Source organism: Leptolyngbya sp. FACHB-671 (genome assembly GCF_014695745.1).
In the GTDB taxonomy this organism is placed as follows: Bacteria; Cyanobacteriota; Cyanobacteriia; order Elainellales; family Elainellaceae; genus JAAUTN01.
In genome coordinates this window covers 125,449-145,544 of sequence record NZ_JACJOV010000095.1, presented here as the reverse complement: position 1 = coordinate 145,544, position 20,096 = coordinate 125,449, and the positions used below count along the sequence as shown (strand labels likewise).

The window sequence follows — 20,096 nt, the reverse complement described above, 5'->3', positions numbered from 1 at the left end:
TTACGACACGTCATAGCCAGTTGCCGACCATTACATAAGGTGCCCAATAGAAGGGATGTCGGCGGAAGCGTTCAATTTCCAAGATGGAGATCTGAGCGCGGCGCAGGGCTTCGGCTTTGGTAACGGTGTTGTTTGCCAGTTCGGAATAAAAGCGGCTCATTAGCAGAGCGGTTGCCTCATCGCTGACCTGCCATAGAGTTGCCAGGGTGCTGCGTGCGCCTGCTCTGACAGCTACTCCGGCTAGTCCCAGTGCGGCTTGGCGATCGCCCACTGCCGTTTGACAAGCACTGAGAACAAGTAGCTCAATCGGTCTGGCGTTGCCCAAGTCGGCGGCTTGCAGCAGACTATTAAGCTGGTTGAGATTGATTCGATCATCCCAGGTGAGAATGAAAGTTTCGGTTAGCTCAGAGCTAAACTTGCCGTGCGTTGCCAGATGAACCACGGGTGCCGGGGCTGAGTTAATCGCCTGCTGAAATGCGCTGCTGGTAAACTCCTGATTGATCAGGATGCGACTGGGAACCTCCGACTGAATCTGCTCTAGCTCCGGTAAAACGTTGGGCAATGCTGAGAATCCCTGCCGTGACTCAGACAGCCCTGCGGTAAGAACGGTGAGCTGCTGGAGTTGAATTGGACGCGGATCAAGCAACTGCAAACCCGGAGTCAGGGCAACGCTGTACTGCTCAATTAGAAATTTTTCACCATCGTTCAGCACCGCCATTGGAATATTTCGCAGCACGCCATCCGGGACAAACACCAGGGTTTTCACCTCGCTAGCTGCTAGATCTGCCTCGACGGGGCGAATCAACCAGTTGTAAACCTGTTGGGAAAGCTGCAAAAACTGGCGACTGGTGCGAACGACAAGCGCTTGGCGCAACCGTCCTACGACGCTTTCTACTTCGCTGTTGGAAAGGGGCGTGCTGTAGTGGCGTAAGGTTTGTCCTGGCAGGCTAATGACAACTTCTAGCCGATCTGCCAGCAGAATTGGGTAGATTACAGCAGCACGGCGATCGATTTCGTCGATTTGGATAGGTTGGGCATCCAGGCAGGCTTCACGCAAAAAATTGTCTAGCTCTGCCAGTTGCAGCGATTCAATTACAGTTCGGGCTTTCTCTAGATTTGCCGTATTGGCATCGCCGCTGCCCGGTTTCAGCAGCAGGCTGACCAGTTCTCGGTGAATCGGTTCGATGCTCTCCTGGAAAGAAAGCTGCACTTCTGGATTGATTGCAACCAAGTCATTTCGCAGCGTTTGCAGGGTGCTAACGGCTTCGCTGTAGGCGGCGATCGCCCCCTGATATTTCTGACTTTCCACCCCTTCGGTATCAGCCTGAGCTTTGAGAATTCGTCCTAGCTGCCACTGCCAGCGATAGGCAATGTCTGAAGCTGAGGCATTTTGCGCCAAGCCTAATGCTTGCTCGGTTAGGTCGGTGGCGATCGCCCACTGCTGGGTCTGCTCATACAGTGCTCCCAAGCTGCCCAGGGCAAAAGATTCGGCTCTAGTGTCTGCTAAATTCTGAGCTTCAGTGCGAGCAATACTTAAGAGTTGAGCGGGATAGGTGTTGGGCTGTGTGGATTCTGTCTGTCCCAAATGGCTCAAAGTTTGAGCAAAGTTGACCTGAGCGTAAATCTTGGCGCGGCTAGTGGATAATTCACCTAACTGAGATTGGATTAGTGGGATCAGAGCTTGTGCCGCTGGAATCTGGTCGGTTTCAACGAGCAAACTGAACTGGTTGATTTGTGCCTGGACGCGGGTCAGGTTAGAAGGGGAGGTGGCGATCGCCTGCCGATAAAACTCCAGAGCAACTTCTAATTCCTGCTGAGCACGGGCAGTGTTACCCAAACTGAATTGTGCGGCTGCGATCGCTTCTGAATCTTGCAACCGTTCTGCAACGGACAGGCTAGACTGCAACACCTCACGGGATTGGGGCAAATTTCCGCCTACCTGCAGTGCATCGCCCAGGCTTCGTAACCCCACTGCTTTGGTTAAGGAATCGGGCTGTTCCTCCAGCGTTTGCGTCAGTGGCGTGAGTAGGGCGATCGCCCGTCGATAAAATCCTAACGACTGTAGCGCTTGGGACTGATTGATTTGGCTCCGCAGGGCAGCAGCCTGATCCTCAAGCTCTTGATAGATTCCTGTTGACCGCTCCCATGTAGCAAGGGCGGCTTCTGCCTGACCTTGACTCAACTGCAAACGTCCTTGAATGTCGAGCGATCGCGCCAACGCCGCCTGATAGTTGGGCTCATCGTTCGACTCCAGCAAGCTGAGACTGGAAGCGATCGCCTCCGTTGCCGCTCCCCAGTCTCCCAACTGCTGATAGACCAGCGACAAATTTCGCAGCGCCATCGCTTGACCCAGCGGATTTCCCGTTTGGTAGGTAGCGATCGCCTGCTGAAGCACTGCCGCCGCTTCGCTCAACTGCCCCGCTTCATATAGACGTTGCCCTTGCTGCACCAGACTTTCAGCCTGCAATAGCTCCGTGGGAGAACCTTGCCTCTGACCGGGCAAATCCTGCCCAACAGCAGCAGTTCCCGGCAATTTGGCAAGCGGGAAGACCACGACGCAAAGAGTCGTCAGAATAGCCAGCAGAAAGTAATGGGCGAAAGGAGCAATTGAGAGGATGCGATCGCCCTTTCCCCTTTCCCCGCTCAAAACGGCGTGTAAACGATCGAAAAATAAATTCCGCTTTCCTGCCATGTAACGTCCCTAGAGTCAACTGAAACCAGCGGAAGCCCAAAATCAATTCGAGCGGTAAAGCGATCGCCCTGCCGCCACTGCAAACCTGCACCCAAGCCAATCAGTGTATTCGGATCGGGATCTTCACTGCCCGAATTCCAACCCGTGCCGATGTCGAAAAATGGCACCACTTGCAGCAGTCCGTCAATGTCGCGGACTCTCCAGATAGGCAGACGCACCTCCGCCGACAACAGCGCGCCGTTGTCAGTGAGTAGAAAATCTTGCCGATAGCCCCGCACGGTTTGCTGACCACCGATGCCAAACTGCTCCAGCGGCACTACACCCTCATCTGCAAGCTGAATGTCTGCCCGCACCAGCAGCAGCGTGTCAGGTGCCAGCAACCGCACATATTGCCCCTGTCCTCGCCAGGTAAAAAAGCGACTATCGGGTGCATTTTCGTTAATGGTGGAGTCAAGCGCATCCAGTCCCAGGCTAAATTGCGATCGCGCTGCCCACACCTGACGGCTCTCCTGGCGCGTCCATTCCTGGGAAAATCGCAGAGCTGAAACCCGGGTTCTTCCCTGCTCGTCTGCCCCTAGAGAAGGAAAGGGAAGTGGTTCTCCGATCAGTTCTTCCAAAAATTCGCTCTCACTTTCACGGCGAGAGGCGGTCAGGCTCAGGGCAAATTCTTCAGTTGGCGTGAGGGTGAGCGGTTGGCGGTAGGTAATTTCGTAGTAGCGCGACTCTGACTGAATATCGAGAAAGTTAAACGGATCTTCGATCACTTCGCTAGAAGTAGTGCCATAGCTGAAGTTGAGCGTGCCGTTATGAGGATTTAGCGGCAATGTATAGTTGGCATCCAGTCCATCGCTACCTTCAGTGTTGCTGTAGCCAATGCTCAAGCCATCGCCCAAGCCAAGTAAATTTGCCTCACTCACCTGGATACGACGGCGAACACTGCCAACGGTGGGCGATCGCCCATTATCTAACGCTAGCTGCACCCCAAAAGTGTCTGCCTCTGTCACTTCCACCTGAAGCAGACTGGTGCCCGGACGCAAACCCGCCGATAGTTCTGCTGAAATGTTTTGAATGAGCGGGTCAAGTTGCAGTAGTTGCAGTCCTTCTAGCAATCGAGGAACGTTGAGCGGTGGCTCAGCCGCCAGCTCCAATCGTTCTCTGACGTAGCTGGAGTTGAGACGGCGATTTCCGGTTACGACAATCTCTTCGAGGCTGCCTTCAATCACCTGAATGGTTACGACTCCATCCTCTAAGGTCTGAGGTGGAATCAGTGCCCCAGAGGTGACGTAACCCGCGTCAATATACAGTTGTGTCACTGCCGATCGTGCCTGAAGCAATTCGGCAAAGGAAATGGGGCGATTGGTAAAAGGCTCAGTTGCAGCCGCCAGCGTTTCTTCATCAAAAACGGTGCTGCCAACCACCTCAAAAGCACTAACCGTGATTGTTTCTGGCAATTCTCCCGGTAGCTCATCGGGGGCAGGCGCGGGAGGTGTTTCTAGTAACTCTTCGGGCGGCGGCAGGAGTGGAAGCGGTTCAGGTTCAGGTAACGGTTCCACGGAAGGTGGCTCAGGAACCTGGGCTAACTCGATCGGCTGATGGGCATCATTTACCCTCGTCTCCAACTCTTCTTCGTTGAGAGAAGGAAGCCAAAATTCTGGTTTCCCCTCTTGAGTGGGGAATGAATTTGCTTTGGGTAACTCAGCTTTTGCTGAAGTATCGGGAATTACCTGGGCGATCGCCCGCGCAGCAAAATTTAGCCGAATAGGATGACCTGCTTCAGATAGCTCAATTGAAGTGGTTCCCACTACAACAAACGCCAGACCGCTGAGGTAGTGCGATCGCCATTGCCAACCGCTGCGAGGCATTTTCCCTCCCACTGGTTCCCAGTATTTAAATGAACCTCAGTACCATCGCTATCAGAATAAACGCGGAAGGCAGAGTTCGTATAGAGGGAGGAGGTAAGAATTTTGGTGTTCTTAAGCTGCAGCGATGGCAATAGCTGTTGATTAGCCCTTGGCGCGTCCAAACCGCTTCCTTAAACCCCAGCCCAGACCTAACACGCCTAAGCCCAAAGCGGTTCCTGGCTCTGGTACGGGTTCTGGCTCTGCGTCTGGATCGGTCACGTCCACTTCAACGACTTCTACTCGATCAATCAAGCACAGATCGTCCGGACCAGACAGTTCTCCAAAGAACTCGAAGAAGGACTGGCTCGGCACTAAATTACCTTGAGGGGGTCGGGTAGGCGGCACATCTGGGTTTTCCAAATTATCATCAAAAGTCAGCACGAAACTCGCCCAGTCAGGCTCAGTGTCAGCTATACAAGTTCGAGAGTTTGAATTTTCGTTTGCTGTGAGTGGGAGTGCAAACGATGTTCTCCTGGGAGCCCTGCGACGAATTACCCTTGCCGGACGTACCCGAAGGATATAGCTGTCTAAATCTATAAATGCCTCGGTTGTCTCGCCAAATATCAGATCTGTTTCGTCGCCGCTCTCATCATCAAATATGGTGAGTTTGACATCCGTTAAAGCGTAGGTGCCTCGTCCAACTGCATTATTTAAGTCGGGCGTGTTGGTGAAGAAGGAAAATGATCCAGTAAAAGTGTCACCATTGAAAGTTTCAAAGGTGTCGAAGACATCTTCGCCAAAAGTCCCTGAAAATTCAAATGTGCGTTCGGTGGGTTCCGGAACGGGTGCCACATCGGTATCTAGTGTCCAGTTGAGAATGCTGTGAGTGTTTGTCGCTGAGCCAGTTCCTGCGCTGAAGCCGAAGTAGGCTTGTGAACCGACTAGATCAAACAGATCAATGGTGCTACTAAGCTGTTGCAGAGGAGCCTCATCATTGGCAATGACGATATCAAGAAGGTTAGTGAGTCCGTTGTAGTTGATGTTGGCTGTAAATGTTCCTGCCTGATCAAAGTTAAAAGATTCTGGAAGGGTAATCAGGTTTAAAGATCTCACTGAGCCATTGGTGTTTATGCCAACATGATCGTTAGATGAGGAACCACCCACACTTCCTGGATCACCCACTGCAGAATTAACATAAGTATCAAACTCTACCGCCACACTGGGCGAGATGCCACTATAACCTAACCCACCTCCGCCTACGCCCAAAGCGTTGCTGCCCCTTGGGTCGTTGTGAACCATAAAGGTAAAGCCATCGCCGCTGCCAAAATTATCGTCTCCCTCGCCCGTAATGGAGAAGTCGAAGCGGGTTGAGAAGGAGGTATCCGCTGTAATGCTAAAGGGATTGGACAGGAACGCACTACCTCTTTGACTTTGAAGTTCAGGGGTTAGCTGTAGAACATTGTCTACTACTGTCGCATTGCCGTTAAGCGTCAGGCTTGAGGTATCAAAAAAGTCGCGGAAGTCAAAGGTGACTGCTTCGGCGGATGTAGGGAGTGCGACGAGTCCCACCGTTGTACCCGTTGTGGCGATCGCCACTTTAACTATGTCGCGTTTTCTCACGGTAAAGCTCCTTAGCAGGATGAAGAGAGGAGATAAAATGTGGATGAGCAAACGCACCAATCCGATGCCATCTGCCAGACGAAGGGCGATCGCAGCAATAGATATCAAAAAGCGCTGTCAGTTAACGCTTTAGGTCAAAGTCTGTTTTTCGTATGGGGTTGCGTTTGCTTGGCGAAACGATGCAATTGGGCGATCGCCTGCCAGAAAAATTAAAAAACTGAAGCGGTAAATGCAGAAGCCTATTGCCGTATACACGGATTCACATATTGCATTTCTACGTCATTTTCACAACATGTTCCAGTGTTAATACTGAGCTTCAGCGAAAGACTACAATTGACTTCGTTCCTTTAAAGCTTTCGTAAACGTCGGAGCTTATGAGTTAGAGGTTGGGGGTTGGGTAAATCTTTGCTAATTCCCCATTCTCAATTCCTATGACCGACAGGTCGCAGAATTAACCCAGGGAGAATGAGGAACCGCGGTTGCTTGGGCGGTGAGGATGAGTTGACCATTGGAGGCGATCGCCCAGCCTTGAGCTTCTACCAATTCCGTGGAGGCTGATGCAGAATGGGTCGGGGGAATGGGTGAACTTGTGGTTGAAAGGTTGGTGGGTTCTTCCAGCGTTTCCCAATCTGCCAGAATTGCGTCGCTGTTGAGTTGCTCGGTAGGGCTGGGAGGTAAGCCACCCCGTCCAGTGATCGTAAATTCACCGATCTGGTTGGCGATCGCTGTATTTCCGGCTGAGCAACCCTGGGCGACGAGACGAGAGGCATCCACTACATCGGCGGGCAGTTCTGCGGTGCCGCGACTCGGATCTACATCAGGACGGTTAATCTCGATTACACCGTCTACGCCAAACTCTGAGCTGGCGGTGATGTCGCTAAGTTCGGTCTGCGCTTCGCGGGGAGCAATGCCAAACACGCCGATCGCCGTGATGTTGATGTTGCCGCCTTGTCCCTGAAACGCATTGGCGGTGATATCGCTGTTTTCAGAAGCCACCGCCGTCAAAAAGTCTGTGTTGATTGTGATGTTGCCGCCATCTCCGCCTGTCTGCGCTGTACCTGCGGTAGTGGAAATCTCACTTTCACGGCGCAACACGACTGTATCTGCCAAATTTAGGGTGATGTTGCCCCCTGTAGTGCTGGCAGTTCGAGCAGAAATTAAGCCCCTGTTGAGAAATAGCGAGTTGCCTTCAAGTTGAATATTGCCGCCAACGCCAAATCCTTCACTGCCAACTGCGATGCTTGCCCCGTCTCGAATCAGCACCTGGCGACTGGTGAGAAAAATGCTGCCGCCATTGCCACTAGAGCCTGCAATGGTATCTGCAAAAAGTCCGCTGGTTGCACCTGTTAAGGTAACAGAATCGGTAATATCTAGATCTAAACTTCCAGCATTACCAAAGCCATCGGTACTGGCGCTAATTCGACCGCTATCGGACACTTCAAGATTGGCTGCGGCTACTCCAATATTGCCGCCTGCGCCGTCTGCGTCAAACAACACTTCACTCACGATTGCACTGGGAGAAAGGATGTTTTGAAAACTGTCAAACCCACTTCCCGTGACGAGAACGGAGTTGGCATCAAGATTAATATTGCCTGCATCGCCTCTACCTTCAGTGCTGGCGTTGATTTGAGCGCCATTCAAAACGGAGAGCGATCGCGTCGTGATATCAATATTGCCGCCATTTCCCTCTGTTAGTCCAACGATGTTTCCAGCTTGATCCCTTTCATTAAAGACATTGCTAAACACACCACTCACGGTTCCATTTGCACTGATGCCATCTAAAACAATGGAGTCAGCCGCATTGATTCTGACTTGCCCCGCATCTCCTAGCCCCAACGTATTAGCGTTGACCTGAGCGCCATTGGTGACCAGAAGAGACTGGGTGTTGAGATTTAGGCTGCCTCCCTGTCCGGTTGCTTCAGGATTGACAAAGCTGGCGATTTGGCTGTCGTTGAGCGAAGTGGATTCGCTGGTGAAGATATTAACATTTCCGGCCTGTCCATCCGCAAGTGTGACTGCCACTAAGCCTGAAACGTTGCTGAGGGAGAGCGATCGCGTTATTACATTGATATCACCTCCGCTACCTGTTGCTCCTAGTTCAACAACACTAACGATCTCACTGTTATTGAGGGAGACAAAATCATCGGTGTTAATCGTGACGTTTCCGGCTTCTCCAGCACCAAAGGTGATTGCGGCGATGTTTCCAGCGTTAGTGCTAGAAAGGGACTGAGCCGTAATTTGGATATCACCGCTGTTTGCCCCAGCTACATCTGTAAACGTGTTGCTGGCGATCGCAAAAGTGGTAGAGTCGCCAGTGCCACGAATCGTGAGTGCGCCTTCACTGTTGAGTTGAATATTTCCCCCTAATAGCCCCTCCGAAAAAATGGCAGCCCCTTCATTTAAGCGAATATTACCATCAGCTAGAAATGTCACATTGCCACCATCACCCGTGATCAAGTTTGTTGCTGGATCGACTCCAGATACATCTACAATGTCGTTCAAAATAATTCCATTACGAGCATCTACAGTGACGGAACTGGCGAGGGTTGGGGCGATCGCATTAATAAATCCGATCTCAATCGTGCCATTGAGTGAGTTGTTGGGCTGATATTGATTAGTGAGAAAAATCAATCCGTCAGGTTGATTCAGGATAATTTCGTCAATAGTGATATTGGCTGATGTAGCAGTAGATGAGTTTAACCCTGTAGGAGAGGGTATTCCTGTCACACCTAAAGGAGTTCCAACTGCCGTGGTGCCTGCACGGATATCCAGTGTAGGCTGCGCCGCGCCATTCACCTGTAAAGTGGAGCCGTCAGAGAGAACTACCGTTTCATTAATCGAGTTTGTTGCATCTGCACCCGTAATTTCAACCCTGCCGATGTTTACTGCGCCGCCTGCAAAGATGTGTAGAGAGGCACCTGTGTAGCTGGTAAAACTTACATTTCCATTGGCTCGAATGACTGGATCGTAGGGGCTAGATAAACTGCCCAACTGCCCATTTAACTGTTCAATGCGGAAGTTATTGCCTGCGGTATAGTGAGCGTCTCCCTGAACGGAATTGGCAGAGCGTAACACTAAATCTTCACCTGCAAAAAAGCCGCTGTTGGAGTGATTGAGTGCAAAGATGTTGACTCGGCGATCGCCCTGTACCTGCAAATTTCCTCGTGCTGAAGCAAGGAAGGGTTGACTGGGGCGATCGCGTATCCAAACAGTATCTAACGCTCGCAAAGTGAGTGTTTTACCTGCCTGGAGTTGTCCGCTCAGGTTTAGAGTTTCTGCAATGAGTGACAGATCTTGCCCGACAGTTAAGCTGCCTCGGTTGGTGATCGTGCCGCCTGCAACGCTTCTACCCAACTGCACACCTGGATTTAACGTGACCGTCAGGAGTGGCGGCAATTCTGGATCAACTGCGCTGAACTCCAATCCGTTGTTGAAGGAGAAGCGATCGGCAGTGGTGGCAACAAAGGAGCCTGCAATATCCAGACGGGCACTCTGTCCAAACAGGATGCCGTTGGGGTTGAGCAAAAACAGGTTGGCGTTGCCGTTGACCCCCAGTGTACCTAAAATCTCGGAAGGGTCATTTCCGGTGACGCGACTGAGAATATTTTCGATTCCAACCGGGTTGGTGAAATAAACCTGCTGCCGTCCGCCCACGTTGAATTCTGTAAAACTGTGAAATAAATTTGCGCCTCGAGCCGCGCCGCCGCCAATGTTAATCAGCCGACCAGAGGCATCGCGAAAAATCTGAGAATTTTCAGAACCTAAGGTGTTATCGGGTGTAATTTGAGCCAGAACGCGATCATCAACTATCCCTCCGGCAGAGATAATAATGCTGGTGGCGATCGCCAAAACACGCGCAAATTCTAGTCTACCGTTTCTTTTACTCGCGCTATGACGCATTCTGGCAACCTCAAAATGACGGTATTTAATGTGACCAGCCCGATGCACTGATCATCAGAATATAGGCAAGGCGTAAAATTAGGTAGTCTAGAGCGTTAAAAATGGTTGAAGCAGGGTAAGCGTTAGAGAGTTGTTTGGGTGAACGAAGGCTGGACTTATTGCGATCGCATCAACCGCGACACCGAGAGCCTATCGGTGTTGGACTATTACACCCAGCGCTATCAACATTCCAGCCGCACCGAATGGGAACAGCGAATTGAGTCCGGTCAAGTGCTGCTCAACGGAGTGCCGGCAACCGCTACAGCCGTTTTGCAAGCGGGAAACCAACTCACTTATCATCGTCCACCCTGGCAGGAACCAGAAGTTCCTTTAGAATTTGCTGTGCTGCACGAGGATGCAGACTTGCTGGTGATTGCCAAGCCATCGGGGTTGCCGGTTTTACCTGGAGGCGGATTCCTGCAAAACACACTCCTGTGGCAGCTTCAGCAGCGCTATCTAGATTCGCCACCCGTACCGATTCATCGTCTAGGACGGGGAACTTCAGGGTTAATGTTGTTGGCGCGATCGCCCTCTGCACGAGCCAGTCTAAGTCAGCAAATGCGCGATCGCCAAATTCGTAAAACCTATCGTGCTCTGGCGAGTGGAACGACCATGTCAGATCGTTTCACCATCACCCAACCGATTGGCAAAATTCCTTACCCTCTGCTGGGCTATCTTTATGCCGCAACCCCAGATGGACCGCCTGCTCACAGTGAGTGCTGTGTCCTTAGACGCAACGAAAACAATACACTCCTGGAAGTCACCATTCTCACAGGGCGACCCCACCAAATTCGCATTCACCTCGCAGCAAGCGGCTTTCCGCTGGTAGGCGACCCACTATACGGTGTTGGTGGTGTTCCCCTATCCTCTGCGTTAGCCGATTCAGGCTCGACGACACATAGTAGACCTATTCCTGGCGACTGCGGCTATCATCTTCATGCGCTACAGTTATCATTTGTTCACCCCACAACAGGTCAACCTGTAAGCTACACTTGCCCTGCCCCATCTGCCTTGAGTTAATCGAATGAACACTTACTATCGTCAGCAGTACTCAGTTTTTCCGGTTAGCTACCTGAGTGAGTTAGAGGGGCAAATTCTCGCCTGTCCTTACTTTGCGGTTAACAACCTGAACCGAGATTTCGTCAACACCAAAGGATTCTCACTCGTGTTTCAGCGTTCTGGTCTAGCAGAAGTAGAGCAACGGTTTCCATTCTTTAAGCAATATTTGGCGATCGCCCTTCAGCCCGAATGCAACGCCTTTTATCTCAACCCACTCCTACTCAAAGCAGGTTCACGAGTCGATCCACACATTGATCGATCGCTACGCTCCTATTGCAAGACGGTTGAGCCACCTGCACTGGTGAGTGTTTTGTATGTGCGCGTGCCCCAGGATTTACAGGGCGGTGAGTTAGTTTTGCAAAACGGTAAACGTCAAGTTGCTCAAATTCAGCCACAAACCAATATGTTGCTATGGTTTCAGGGTGACCTGACGCACTCCATTAATCCAGTCACCAGTTCCACGAATCGGCTTAGCCTAGTTTGCGAACAATACAGCCTCAGTGAGTCTGAACGGCAAAGCATTCCAGAATTCACGCTAGAGTCAAGAGCTATTCCCCAAGCTGCAAAAGTGAGTGGAAAGAAGCGGCGATCGCTATCTGAAAGGTAATTGAAGGGCGATCGCTCTTGAAACCTACTCAATAGCAATCCTTGAACCAAATGGAGATTATGCTAAGGAATAGATGAACGTTTACCAGAAATTGATCAGGGAGCGCGAGTAAGCGTGTCAAAATACTTCACCTGTCCTAACTGCGGAGCGGATGTGCCACTTAAGGCTCGTGCTTGCCCTGAGTGTGGTTCGGATAAGGAAACAGGTTGGTCTGAAGCTGCAAGCTACATGCATTTGCTTCCAGACAGGGGTGATGAGGATAAAAATTCTCAGTCCAAGACCTGGCAAAGAGGGTTGATAGCCGCTGTTGCAATTTTTCTGCTGGTAGCTTTTCTATCCGCTCAAGGGTTTACTTGGAGTTGGTATGTGATTCCTCTGATCGCTCTAGCGGTTGGCGCTGTTTACGCTGTAACTCAGAGCGGCGCTAGCAGCAGCGGGGGAGTGGAGAAACAGCTCCAGCAGCAGCTTCTCAGGCGAGCAAAAGGGGATAAGAAGCTGGTGGAAAGGTTGATTCAATATGAGCAGCAGCGCAACCCAAATTCAAATCGGCTCCAGCTTTTACAAAATGCGATTTACCGCTGGGATCGCGATCGCAGATAGTAGAGATGGCGTTGCCGAATGCGGGTATGATTCACGAATCTCAATTCCCTCTATGGGGGCATTGCATTGCATTGCCTCTACGAAATTCATACTTTCACTCTTGTTAAAGCTGCATTAATGAGTTGACTGCTCTACCAAAGATAGCTTGGAGCGTTGTTACAAAAGATGAGTTTACGAACCATTACTGCTACCCGATATGTCACTCCCCTACGTGAAGGTGGATCGCTGCCAGCCATTGTGGAAGCTGATGATGACGGTATGTATGTGCTGAAGTTTCGAGGGGCTGGACAGGGCGCGAAAGCTCTGATTGCTGAGCTAGTTGCAGGAGAAATTGCTCGGACTCTAGGACTGCTCGTTCCTGAGATCGTCTTGGTCAGCCTCGACTCTGAACTTGCCCGCACTGAACCTGACCCAGAAATACAGGATTTGATTCGAGCAAGTGTGGGTCTGAATCTAGCACTCGATTACCTGCCCGGTTCGATCACATTTGACCCTATTGCCGCGAAACCTGACCCTGCTCTCGCCTCTTTAATTGTCTGGTTTGACGCTTACGTGACGAACATCGACCGGACAGCGCGCAACACCAATATGCTGATGTGGCACCGACGACTGTGGCTAATCGATCATGGTGCTGCCCTCTACTTCCATCACACCTGGAGCAATTATTTAGAACGTAGCCGTTCTCCTTTTCCTGCGATCAAAGACCATGTTTTGCTCCACGGCGCTAGCGTTCTTCAAGAGGTAGATGCGAAAATAACTGAGCGGCTGACATCAAGCATCATCGAGCAGATCGTGCAACTGATTCCTGAGGCTTGGCTGGAGGGAGATGCTCGATTTGTTGACAGTGATCAATATCGAGAAGCTTACATCGAGTACTTAATGAAGCGGTTGGAAGCACCGCGCGTTTTTCTGGAGGAAGCAGTTCGTGCACAAGCTCTTAACGTATGATTACGCCATTATCCGCGTGGTTCCCAGGGTCGAGCGTGAAGAGTTTGTCAACGCTGGGGTAGTCGTTTCATGCGCGAGCCACAAATTCCTAGAATCTCGGATTGAGCTTGACGAGCAACGGCTGATGGCACTTGACCCCACCATTGATATTGAAACTATTCGAGACTATCTCGCAGCTATTCCACTGATTTGTGCGGGGGGAGAGTTATCTGGACCCATTGGTCAACTCCCTCACAGGGAGCGCTTTTACTGGATTGTGGCTCCTCGCAGCACTGCGATCCAGACATCGCGAGTTCATACGGGGCTTTGCACAAACTTGCCCAAGGTCATCGAGCATCTCCTCGACACAATGGTGCGACCGTGCAAGCAAAACAAAATTACTGCAACCCGTACGATTTAGCAGTGATGTTCTAGACCTACAGGTTTCTATCGCTGATTAGGTCTATCACTCGGTCTTTTGGAATTGCGATCGCCACAACACAAACATTAAACAAGCTGCGATCGCCAGAATAGCAGCAGCAATCCTGAATGTGCTTTGCACCCCAAACACTAATGCTTCAGCGGGAGCATCCGTCACCATTGCAGTAGAAGATTGCGCCAACACCATTCCGGCAAAAATGGCTCCTAATAGTGGAACGCCTGTCGTTTGCCCCAGTGTGCGAGTCAGGGACAGTAAGCCCGACGCAATCCCAAGCCGTTCAGCAGGCACCGACCCTAAAATAGCGCTGTTGTTGGGCGACTGAAACATCCCCAACCCAATTCCAAATGGAGCGACGCGGATAATGTAATCTAGGTCGGTCATTTCAGCATTGAATGTACTGATGCACAAACAACCCAGTACCATCAGCACCAATCCCACCAAACTGATGATGCGGGTGCCAAAGCGATCGGACAGATTCCCAGAAAATGGGGCGACGATGCCACCTAATATGGGGGAAACTGCCAGCAACACGCCAGTATGAGTTGTAGAGTAATCCAACACCAGTTCTAGGAAGAAAGGAATGATAAAAATCGTTCCGGCAATGACAATAAATACGAGAATGCCAGTCAACAAACTGAGGCTGAATTGACGATTGTAGAACAGGTGTAAATCTAATATGGGTGAGGCAATATGGGATTCTAGCCAGAGGAAAATTGCCAGACTGATGCCGGCGATCGCAAGTAGCCCCAAAGTCACTGGGTTAACAAATCCAGCCTCCTGTCCGTGGGTCATTCCTAGTGCAAAGGCGACTAGGGCGATTGTCATCACGATCGACCCAACCCAATCAAACCGTTGCCCAACAAAGGGATGCGGGTTGGCGGGAACGTAGCGGACAACCACAAAACTAGCAAAGATACCAATTGGCACGTTGACTAAAAAAATCATGCGCCAGTCAAACAGCCCAATCAGCAGACCCCCAACCGTCGGTCCAAGCGCAATGCCCAAGGATACGACCGCGCCAATAATACCCAGCGCCCGCCCCCGCTCTGAACTTGGAAATGCTTCTGTAACGATCGCCGCTCCGAGGGCAGAAATCATGACGGCTCCCATCCCTTGTAGTGCCCGGAAACCAATCAACCAGCCTACATCTGGAGCTAACCCACACAACAGTGAACTGATGGTAAATACAATTAGCCCGCCCAGATAGAGTCGCTTTTTGCCAATCATATCTCCCAGCCGCGCTGCACCCAAGACCAGAGTAGTAACCACCAGCAGGTAGCTAAACACAATCCACTGAATGGTGGCAAACGTGGTCTGAAAGGTTTGCACCAGTGTCGGCAAGGCGATATTGACAATACTGGTATCCAGGGTAAACATCAAAACGCCCAACCCAACCCCTAACATGACCCACCATTTAGCAGGGGTGGGTTGGGGAGATGCTGAAGGGGATGGATTGAGACTCATAAGGTTGTGATTAAGTGCTACCTGAAGAAAACCAGGTAGTGGGGTACTGAGTCAACTGTTGAACGTGCTAGATAGACGTGTTAGACAGACAGTACAAACTTGCTACAACCTCATCTAAGTCACTCAGGCTATGCGCTAGTTGGCTCAGTGTATCCTTGAATGTTCTCAGGCTCAAACTGGCGCAGTATACGAGTAGCTTGACGAGTTAACTCTTCCGTTCCTTTCACCACAATCAGGTACTTGCCTGCATCAAGGCGATTGCGATAGGGCAATGCATCTCCGCTGCCCACGGTTAAGCCAACTCCACCCCCCACAAAATAGGCTCCCAACGCACCGGAACCGGCTCCCAACAGTCCCCCAATAATGTGGTTCAAGAGAGGAGACGTTGAAAGGATCTCAATCCCTGTTAGAACATTAAATGCATAACCTGCGACAAATCCAAACGGAACTGACCAGAACGCCAATCGCTTTGCGCCTTTACGGGCTTGCTGATTTGGGTTAATGAGTCCGTACTCGTCTGCACTTTTATAGCCATTACCCAAAATATCAACTTGAGTATTGGCTAAACCTTCGTTCTCTAAAGCAGAATAAGCTGCCTCAGCTTGAATGCGATCGGATAAAACAGCAACAAGATAATTCATCATCTCACCTTAATTAAATTACCTCAATTAAATTACGAGGAACTAGCAACAACTTAATGATTCTGCTTCCTCAATTACGTCTATCGAAAGCGTGAAGCCCCAAACTAAAGCACTGTAGATATAGCTCACTAAAAGCCAACTTCATTGGGTTAAGCCTGGAGAGGGATAAAGAGACATCAAGCTTTCAATAGGGTCCCTTAAAGCATGATGCGCTTGAGAACACACATCACCTTATCAGGGCAATGGGGAACTGGAATGGGTTTGCTCCATGCACTTGCTTCAGCAACACCCAGGGTATGTTGCCTAAGAATGTGTGCTTTCACGTTGTCTTCAGTGCCGATCACAAGCGTAGTGACAATGCGCGGATCGGGGTTGATTTGAATCAAAGCAGAATGGTCAGTCATGGCAGTGTAAAACTCCAGGTTGAGGGACTAGGAGCTAGGAACCGTGAGCCAGGGAGAACATCTTTAACCCCTAACCCCCAGTTCCTAACCCCTGAGATTTGCCTCCGAAAACCAAAGCCACCCTGCTGCTTTTTTTGCCATAGCAAAGTCAGGGTGGCTAGTGGAGTGATAAACTGCCCTCTAGCCCTCCGAACTGTTACCGCAGTTTTGAGGGTTAGTCGCCTGTTGTTGTTGGTCGCAACAGCAGGTGACGCTTGGATAACGGATATGTTTTTGTACTGAGGAACCAGACTACTTGAGAATGAAGCTTTTCGCAAGTAGTTCTTGATACAGGTTTACAGGCTTGGAGTTTTGAGCTCGGCGATCGCAGTTCTGATCACGGCATTTCAAGTTCAGAGGTCAAAGCTTCGGGTTCTGAAGTCAAAGTTTCAGGCTTTGAAGTCGGAATTCCATGCTTTGAAGTCGAAGTTCCGTGTTTAGAAGTCAAAACTTCGGGCTCAGAGGTCAAAGTTTCATGCTTTGAAGTCAAACTTCCGTGCTCTGAAGTTGGAAATTTGTGTTTTGAGGTTGAGAGGTAAGGGGTGGAGGGCGATCGCATTCTCCTAATACCAATCCTCTAAAGTAGAGCAACAGATTGGGTAGGGGCGTTTCGCGAAACGCCCCTACAGAAGTATCTATGTGTAATCTAAATCTGGAGAATTGGTATAAGACGGAAAGTGTTAAAACACTCGTCATTTAGAGGAAGAGTTATGATAAATAATCCACAAACTGTTCTCAACATGTTGCGTCACTATGCTTAAACATTTGACAACTTAAATCCGTCTATTGTTCTTTCCTTTCGTCATGCAAGCTGGCGAAAGATTAGTTATCAGATGCTAGGAGATGCTTATGACAGATATTAAATTTGGTGCAATGAGTGATGTTTATGATTTGAACCGCTTTTTGCAAGCCCAGCAAGCCAACTACGAACAGGCACTCTCTGAAATCAAAAGTGGTCGAAAGCGATCGCACTGGATGTGGTACGTTTTTCCCCAGTTTGATGGGTTAGGGTCCAGTCCAACCTCCAAGAGATACTCAATCAAAAGCGTTGCGGAAGCCAAGGCATACTTGAGCCACCCTATTCTCGGCTCACGCTTGATTGAATGTGTTGAGGCAGTTCTGAGTGTAGAGGGACGAACTGCATACGAGATCTTCGGTTCTCCCGACGATATGAAGCTAAAATCTTGTGCAACGCTGTTTGCGTATGTTTCGACTGAAAAATCGGTGTTTGACCAACTGCTTGACAGATTTTTTCAAGGCGAACGGGACGAAAAAACGCTTCGTTTACTCTAATCAACCTGCTCTAATTCACTTGAATATGCCAGGACGGGGATTTGAACCCCGGACACGAGGATTTTCAGTCCTCTGCTCTACCAACTGAGCTATCCCGGCTAGCTGTTCTTCAGCGCCTAACTAGGGTAACAAACTTGCCAATGCTTAGCAAGAGTTTGCGCCCAAAAAATTTAACACGGGCGATCGCCTCATCTAATTGCCATCCCAAATCTTAGATTTTTGACAGGATTGCTCTAGTGATGGCTTAAAAGTCCATTGAGCAGTTTGTGCTTTAAATTGGGATAGCTTGCTATCGTCAAGCAAGCTTGTTCAACTGAGTCAGTAGCATCATCGGTCAAGAACGTTCTAAGCCAGGAAAATGTCTGAGCCAACGGAGCAGCTATCGACAGAGATTCCAGAAGTTTTGTCCGGTGTCAAGCTCAATCAGGAGCAGTGGCAGGCGCTGCAAGACCTGGAAGATTTTGTGTGCAGTAAGCGAAAGCTCTATTTGCTGACGGGCTATGCCGGAACGGGAAAGACAACGCTGCTTCAGGCATTGATCAAACGCATTCGGGAAGGCGCTCTCAAAAAAAAGCAGCGTGAACCCTACACCATCGTCTTTACAGCCTTTAGCAACAAAGCGACGAAGGTATTGGAGCGAATGTCTGACCAGTGGGGGTTGGGCGTTGACTGTATGACCTGCTGCAAACTGCTGGGGTTAAAGCCAGATATTGACCAGAACACAGGAAAACAGATTTTTCGCCCGGACTACAACGGTGAAAATAATTTTGATAAGTATCGTTTGGTGATTGTGGATGAAGCCTCCATGATCAGTGAGGACATGTGGCTGCTGTTGATGGAGGCAGTAACCAATTTATATAAGCGGACTCAAATTTTGTTTGTGGGTGACATTGCTCAGTTGCCACCCATCAATGAACATGAATCACTGGTGTTTAGCAAAATCTATGAGCGTTCAGAACTAACTGAGGTGGTGCGCTATGGTGGTGCGATCGCCGTTCTAGCTGAGACGATTCGCAATGACTTAACTCGTGGACAGCTTCCCCGGTTTGAGACAGATACCAATGGCGATCGCACCGAAGGTGTGTTTGTGGTGAAGGCGAGAGAGTGGGAAAAACTGTTGATTCGAGCCTTTCAAAGTGAGTCTTACCGCAAAGACCCGGACTATGTGCGGGCAGTGGCTTACACCAACGTGAGAGTAGATCAGCTAAACCAAAAGATTCGGGCAGCAATTTATGGTGCGGATGCAGCACGATTTGTGCCAGGAGAACGGCTGGTTGCCAATGCGCCTTATATGTTTTATGACAGCCTGCTCCTACAGAACTCTGGTGAGTGTGAGGTACAGGGGGTTGCAGCAGGAAAGGATGGCCCGTGGCACGTCTGGTATCTGCAAGTAATCACGGATGAAGGCAAAGAGAGAAATTTAACTGTGTTACATGAGTTGAGTCAGCTTGAGTTTGTGCAAAAACTAGATTTCTATGCCAAGGAAAAGCGCTGGCGTGAGTTTTGGGATTTGAAGGCACTGTTCGCAGACTTGAGTTATGCCTACTGTCTAACGATTCACAAGTCACAAGGTTCGACCTTTCAAAACGTGTTTGTGGATGTGCCTAACGCTTTGAGGAATCGCAACATTAGAGAACGCAATCAGTTACTCTATGTTGCTGTAACACGGGCTGCTCAGCGGCTATTTATTTACTAGTGATTCACCAGTTTGCGCCTATTCATCTTGCTAAAGGTGAGTAACCCGATCAGGGCGATCGCTCCCACTACTGCGGTAATCCAAATAGCAGGAGTATTGAGTTGACGAATGGCGATCGCCACGTATGCCCAAACAAACACTAAAGTGAAAGCAACATCTGCACGTTGAACCGCAACAATAGCAGCAATAATCGCACTCGCGATCAGCATAATCACCGTCCAACTCACATCGCTGATGCCCCATCCTGTCCAACCGTTGCTGTAGAGCGCAGAGGCAACATTCACCACCGTTGCCACCGAAATCCAGCCAAGGTAAATACTAAAAGGTGCAAACGCTTGCCATCTGTGACTTCTGGAAGCTCTGATATGACCAATTCCCAACTGGAGATAGGCAGCGATGAGTGACACCAAAATGCCCAACATGGCAACCACGGACAACCAAAACAGTTGTGTGGTAAACAGATACACCCAAATAATTTGAGCAAGGCAGGCAACGATCAGAAAACCACTGGCACGACGAATCCGTGGTTCACTCCGGCGACTCGGATGAAGCTGGTAAACGCCATAGGTAATTAACCCCAGGTAAATGAGTCCCCAAATCGCAAAGGCATAGTTTGCTGGCGTGATTTGTACCCCTTGCAGGACAGTATTGGCAATTTCACCAATGTTTAACCCCTCAGGTGGAAAGAAGTTTGATAGAGCATTCACGGTGAGTGTGGCAAGAATGGCAAGGAGCGTGGCGATTGCCAGTCCCATTCTAGAGTGATCGGATGAAGATGCTTTCATACGCTGCAACTAAGTTTTACTTCTAATCCTGCCTTGTTCTCCAATGA

Annotated in this window: 15 protein-coding genes and 1 tRNA gene; 7 read left to right on the top strand and 9 right to left on the bottom strand. The window is 50.0% G+C overall.

What is annotated here, in order from left to right:
• Positions 1-10: 10 nt before the first annotated feature.
• The 4 genes from H6F93_RS13370 to H6F93_RS13355 all read right to left on the bottom strand — a co-directional run bounded on the left by H6F93_RS13370 (position 11) and on the right by H6F93_RS13355 (position 10,053).
• Positions 11-2,692, bottom strand: coding sequence for a CHAT domain-containing protein (locus H6F93_RS13370; protein WP_190681377.1), 2,682 nt, complete (start codon positions 2,690-2,692; stop codon positions 11-13).
• The gene (locus H6F93_RS13365) at positions 2,644-4,554 is read right to left on the bottom strand and encodes a ShlB/FhaC/HecB family hemolysin secretion/activation protein (RefSeq protein ID WP_190681374.1); all 1,911 of its coding nucleotides are present in this window, start codon (positions 4,552-4,554) and stop codon (positions 2,644-2,646) included. The genes H6F93_RS13370 and H6F93_RS13365 overlap by 49 nt, the downstream gene beginning before the upstream one ends.
• 141 nt (positions 4,555-4,695) lie before the next feature.
• Positions 4,696-6,261 (bottom strand): L-type lectin-domain containing protein, encoded by a 1,566-nt coding sequence (locus H6F93_RS13360; RefSeq protein WP_190681619.1) that lies wholly within the window; start codon positions 6,259-6,261, stop codon positions 4,696-4,698.
• A gap of 321 nt (positions 6,262-6,582) precedes the next feature.
• Positions 6,583-10,053, bottom strand: a complete 3,471-nt coding sequence (locus tag H6F93_RS13355; protein ID WP_190681372.1) for a two-partner secretion domain-containing protein — start codon at positions 10,051-10,053, stop codon at positions 6,583-6,585.
• Positions 10,054-10,191: 138 nt separating this feature from the next.
• Between H6F93_RS13355 and H6F93_RS13350 the strand changes: the two genes are divergently transcribed.
• The 5 genes from H6F93_RS13350 (at position 10,192) to H6F93_RS13330 (ending at position 13,706) form a co-directional block, all read left to right on the top strand.
• On the top strand, positions 10,192-11,112 hold the full coding sequence (locus H6F93_RS13350; protein WP_190681370.1) for an RluA family pseudouridine synthase: 921 nt from the start codon (positions 10,192-10,194) through the stop codon (positions 11,110-11,112).
• Between the two features lie 4 nt (positions 11,113-11,116).
• Complete coding sequence (locus H6F93_RS13345; RefSeq protein ID WP_190681368.1) at positions 11,117-11,758, top strand: 2OG-Fe(II) oxygenase; 642 nt, start codon at positions 11,117-11,119, stop codon at positions 11,756-11,758.
• Between the two features lie 114 nt (positions 11,759-11,872).
• Positions 11,873-12,358, top strand: coding sequence for a zinc ribbon domain-containing protein (locus H6F93_RS13340; protein WP_190681366.1), 486 nt, complete (start codon positions 11,873-11,875; stop codon positions 12,356-12,358).
• Positions 12,359-12,523: 165 nt separating this feature from the next.
• The gene (locus tag H6F93_RS13335; protein ID WP_190646299.1) at positions 12,524-13,306 is read left to right on the top strand and encodes a HipA family kinase; all 783 of its coding nucleotides are present in this window, start codon (positions 12,524-12,526) and stop codon (positions 13,304-13,306) included.
• A complete protein-coding gene (locus H6F93_RS13330) occupies positions 13,284-13,706 on the top strand; it encodes a DUF3037 domain-containing protein (protein ID WP_190681364.1) in 423 nt (140 codons plus the stop codon). The genes H6F93_RS13335 and H6F93_RS13330 overlap by 23 nt, the downstream gene beginning before the upstream one ends.
• A 45-nt stretch (positions 13,707-13,751) precedes the next feature.
• Here H6F93_RS13330 and H6F93_RS13325 read toward each other — a convergent pair whose 3' ends face one another.
• The 3 genes from H6F93_RS13325 to H6F93_RS13315 all read right to left on the bottom strand — a co-directional run bounded on the left by H6F93_RS13325 (position 13,752) and on the right by H6F93_RS13315 (position 16,236).
• On the bottom strand, positions 13,752-15,191 hold the full coding sequence (locus H6F93_RS13325) for an MFS transporter (RefSeq protein WP_242043437.1): 1,440 nt from the start codon (positions 15,189-15,191) through the stop codon (positions 13,752-13,754).
• Positions 15,192-15,319: 128 nt separating this feature from the next.
• Positions 15,320-15,835, bottom strand: coding sequence for a hypothetical protein (locus tag H6F93_RS13320; protein ID WP_524537944.1), 516 nt, complete (start codon positions 15,833-15,835; stop codon positions 15,320-15,322).
• 194 nt (positions 15,836-16,029) lie between these two features.
• On the bottom strand, positions 16,030-16,236 hold the full coding sequence (locus H6F93_RS13315; protein ID WP_190646301.1) for a hypothetical protein: 207 nt from the start codon (positions 16,234-16,236) through the stop codon (positions 16,030-16,032).
• Positions 16,237-17,124: 888 nt separating this feature from the next.
• Here H6F93_RS13315 and H6F93_RS13310 point away from each other — a divergent pair.
• Positions 17,125-17,568 carry a DUF1810 domain-containing protein gene (locus H6F93_RS13310; RefSeq protein WP_199313688.1) on the top strand — a complete coding sequence of 148 codons (444 nt, stop codon included), beginning with the start codon at positions 17,125-17,127 and terminating at the stop codon, positions 17,566-17,568.
• 26 nt (positions 17,569-17,594) lie between these two features.
• Here H6F93_RS13310 and H6F93_RS13305 read toward each other — a convergent pair.
• Positions 17,595-17,667: transfer RNA gene (locus H6F93_RS13305), tRNA-Phe, on the bottom strand.
• A gap of 259 nt (positions 17,668-17,926) precedes the next feature.
• On the opposite strand from H6F93_RS13305, the gene H6F93_RS13300 reads away from it, so the two are divergent.
• Positions 17,927-19,264, top strand: a complete 1,338-nt coding sequence (locus H6F93_RS13300; protein ID WP_190681362.1) for an ATP-dependent DNA helicase — start codon at positions 17,927-17,929, stop codon at positions 19,262-19,264.
• Here the strand turns inward: H6F93_RS13300 and H6F93_RS13295 are convergent.
• On the bottom strand, positions 19,261-20,049 hold the full coding sequence (locus H6F93_RS13295; protein WP_190681359.1) for a TspO-related membrane protein: 789 nt from the start codon (positions 20,047-20,049) through the stop codon (positions 19,261-19,263). The two genes, H6F93_RS13300 and H6F93_RS13295, sit on opposite strands and share 4 nt — an antisense overlap.
• Between the last annotated feature and the right edge of the window lie 47 nt (positions 20,050-20,096).

Coding starts and splice junctions, on each gene's coding strand:
- H6F93_RS13300 (WP_190681362.1), top strand. CDS start 17,927: ATGTCTGAGCCAACGGAGCAGCTATCGACAGAGATTCCAGAAGTTTTG.
- H6F93_RS13335 (WP_190646299.1), top strand. CDS start 12,524: ATGAGTTTACGAACCATTACTGCTACCCGATATGTCACTCCCCTACGT.
- H6F93_RS13315 (WP_190646301.1), bottom strand. CDS start 16,236: ATGACTGACCATTCTGCTTTGATTCAAATCAACCCCGATCCGCGCATT.
- H6F93_RS13355 (WP_190681372.1), bottom strand. CDS start 10,053: ATGCGTCATAGCGCGAGTAAAAGAAACGGTAGACTAGAATTTGCGCGT.
- H6F93_RS13365 (WP_190681374.1), bottom strand. CDS start 4,554: ATGCCTCGCAGCGGTTGGCAATGGCGATCGCACTACCTCAGCGGTCTG.
- H6F93_RS13325 (WP_242043437.1), bottom strand. CDS start 15,191: ATGAGTCTCAATCCATCCCCTTCAGCATCTCCCCAACCCACCCCTGCT.
- H6F93_RS13370 (WP_190681377.1), bottom strand. CDS start 2,692: ATGGCAGGAAAGCGGAATTTATTTTTCGATCGTTTACACGCCGTTTTG.
- H6F93_RS13295 (WP_190681359.1), bottom strand. CDS start 20,049: ATGAAAGCATCTTCATCCGATCACTCTAGAATGGGACTGGCAATCGCC.
- H6F93_RS13320 (WP_524537944.1), bottom strand. CDS start 15,835: ATGATGAATTATCTTGTTGCTGTTTTATCCGATCGCATTCAAGCTGAG.
- H6F93_RS13345 (WP_190681368.1), top strand. CDS start 11,117: ATGAACACTTACTATCGTCAGCAGTACTCAGTTTTTCCGGTTAGCTAC.
- H6F93_RS13310 (WP_199313688.1), top strand. CDS start 17,125: ATGACAGATATTAAATTTGGTGCAATGAGTGATGTTTATGATTTGAAC.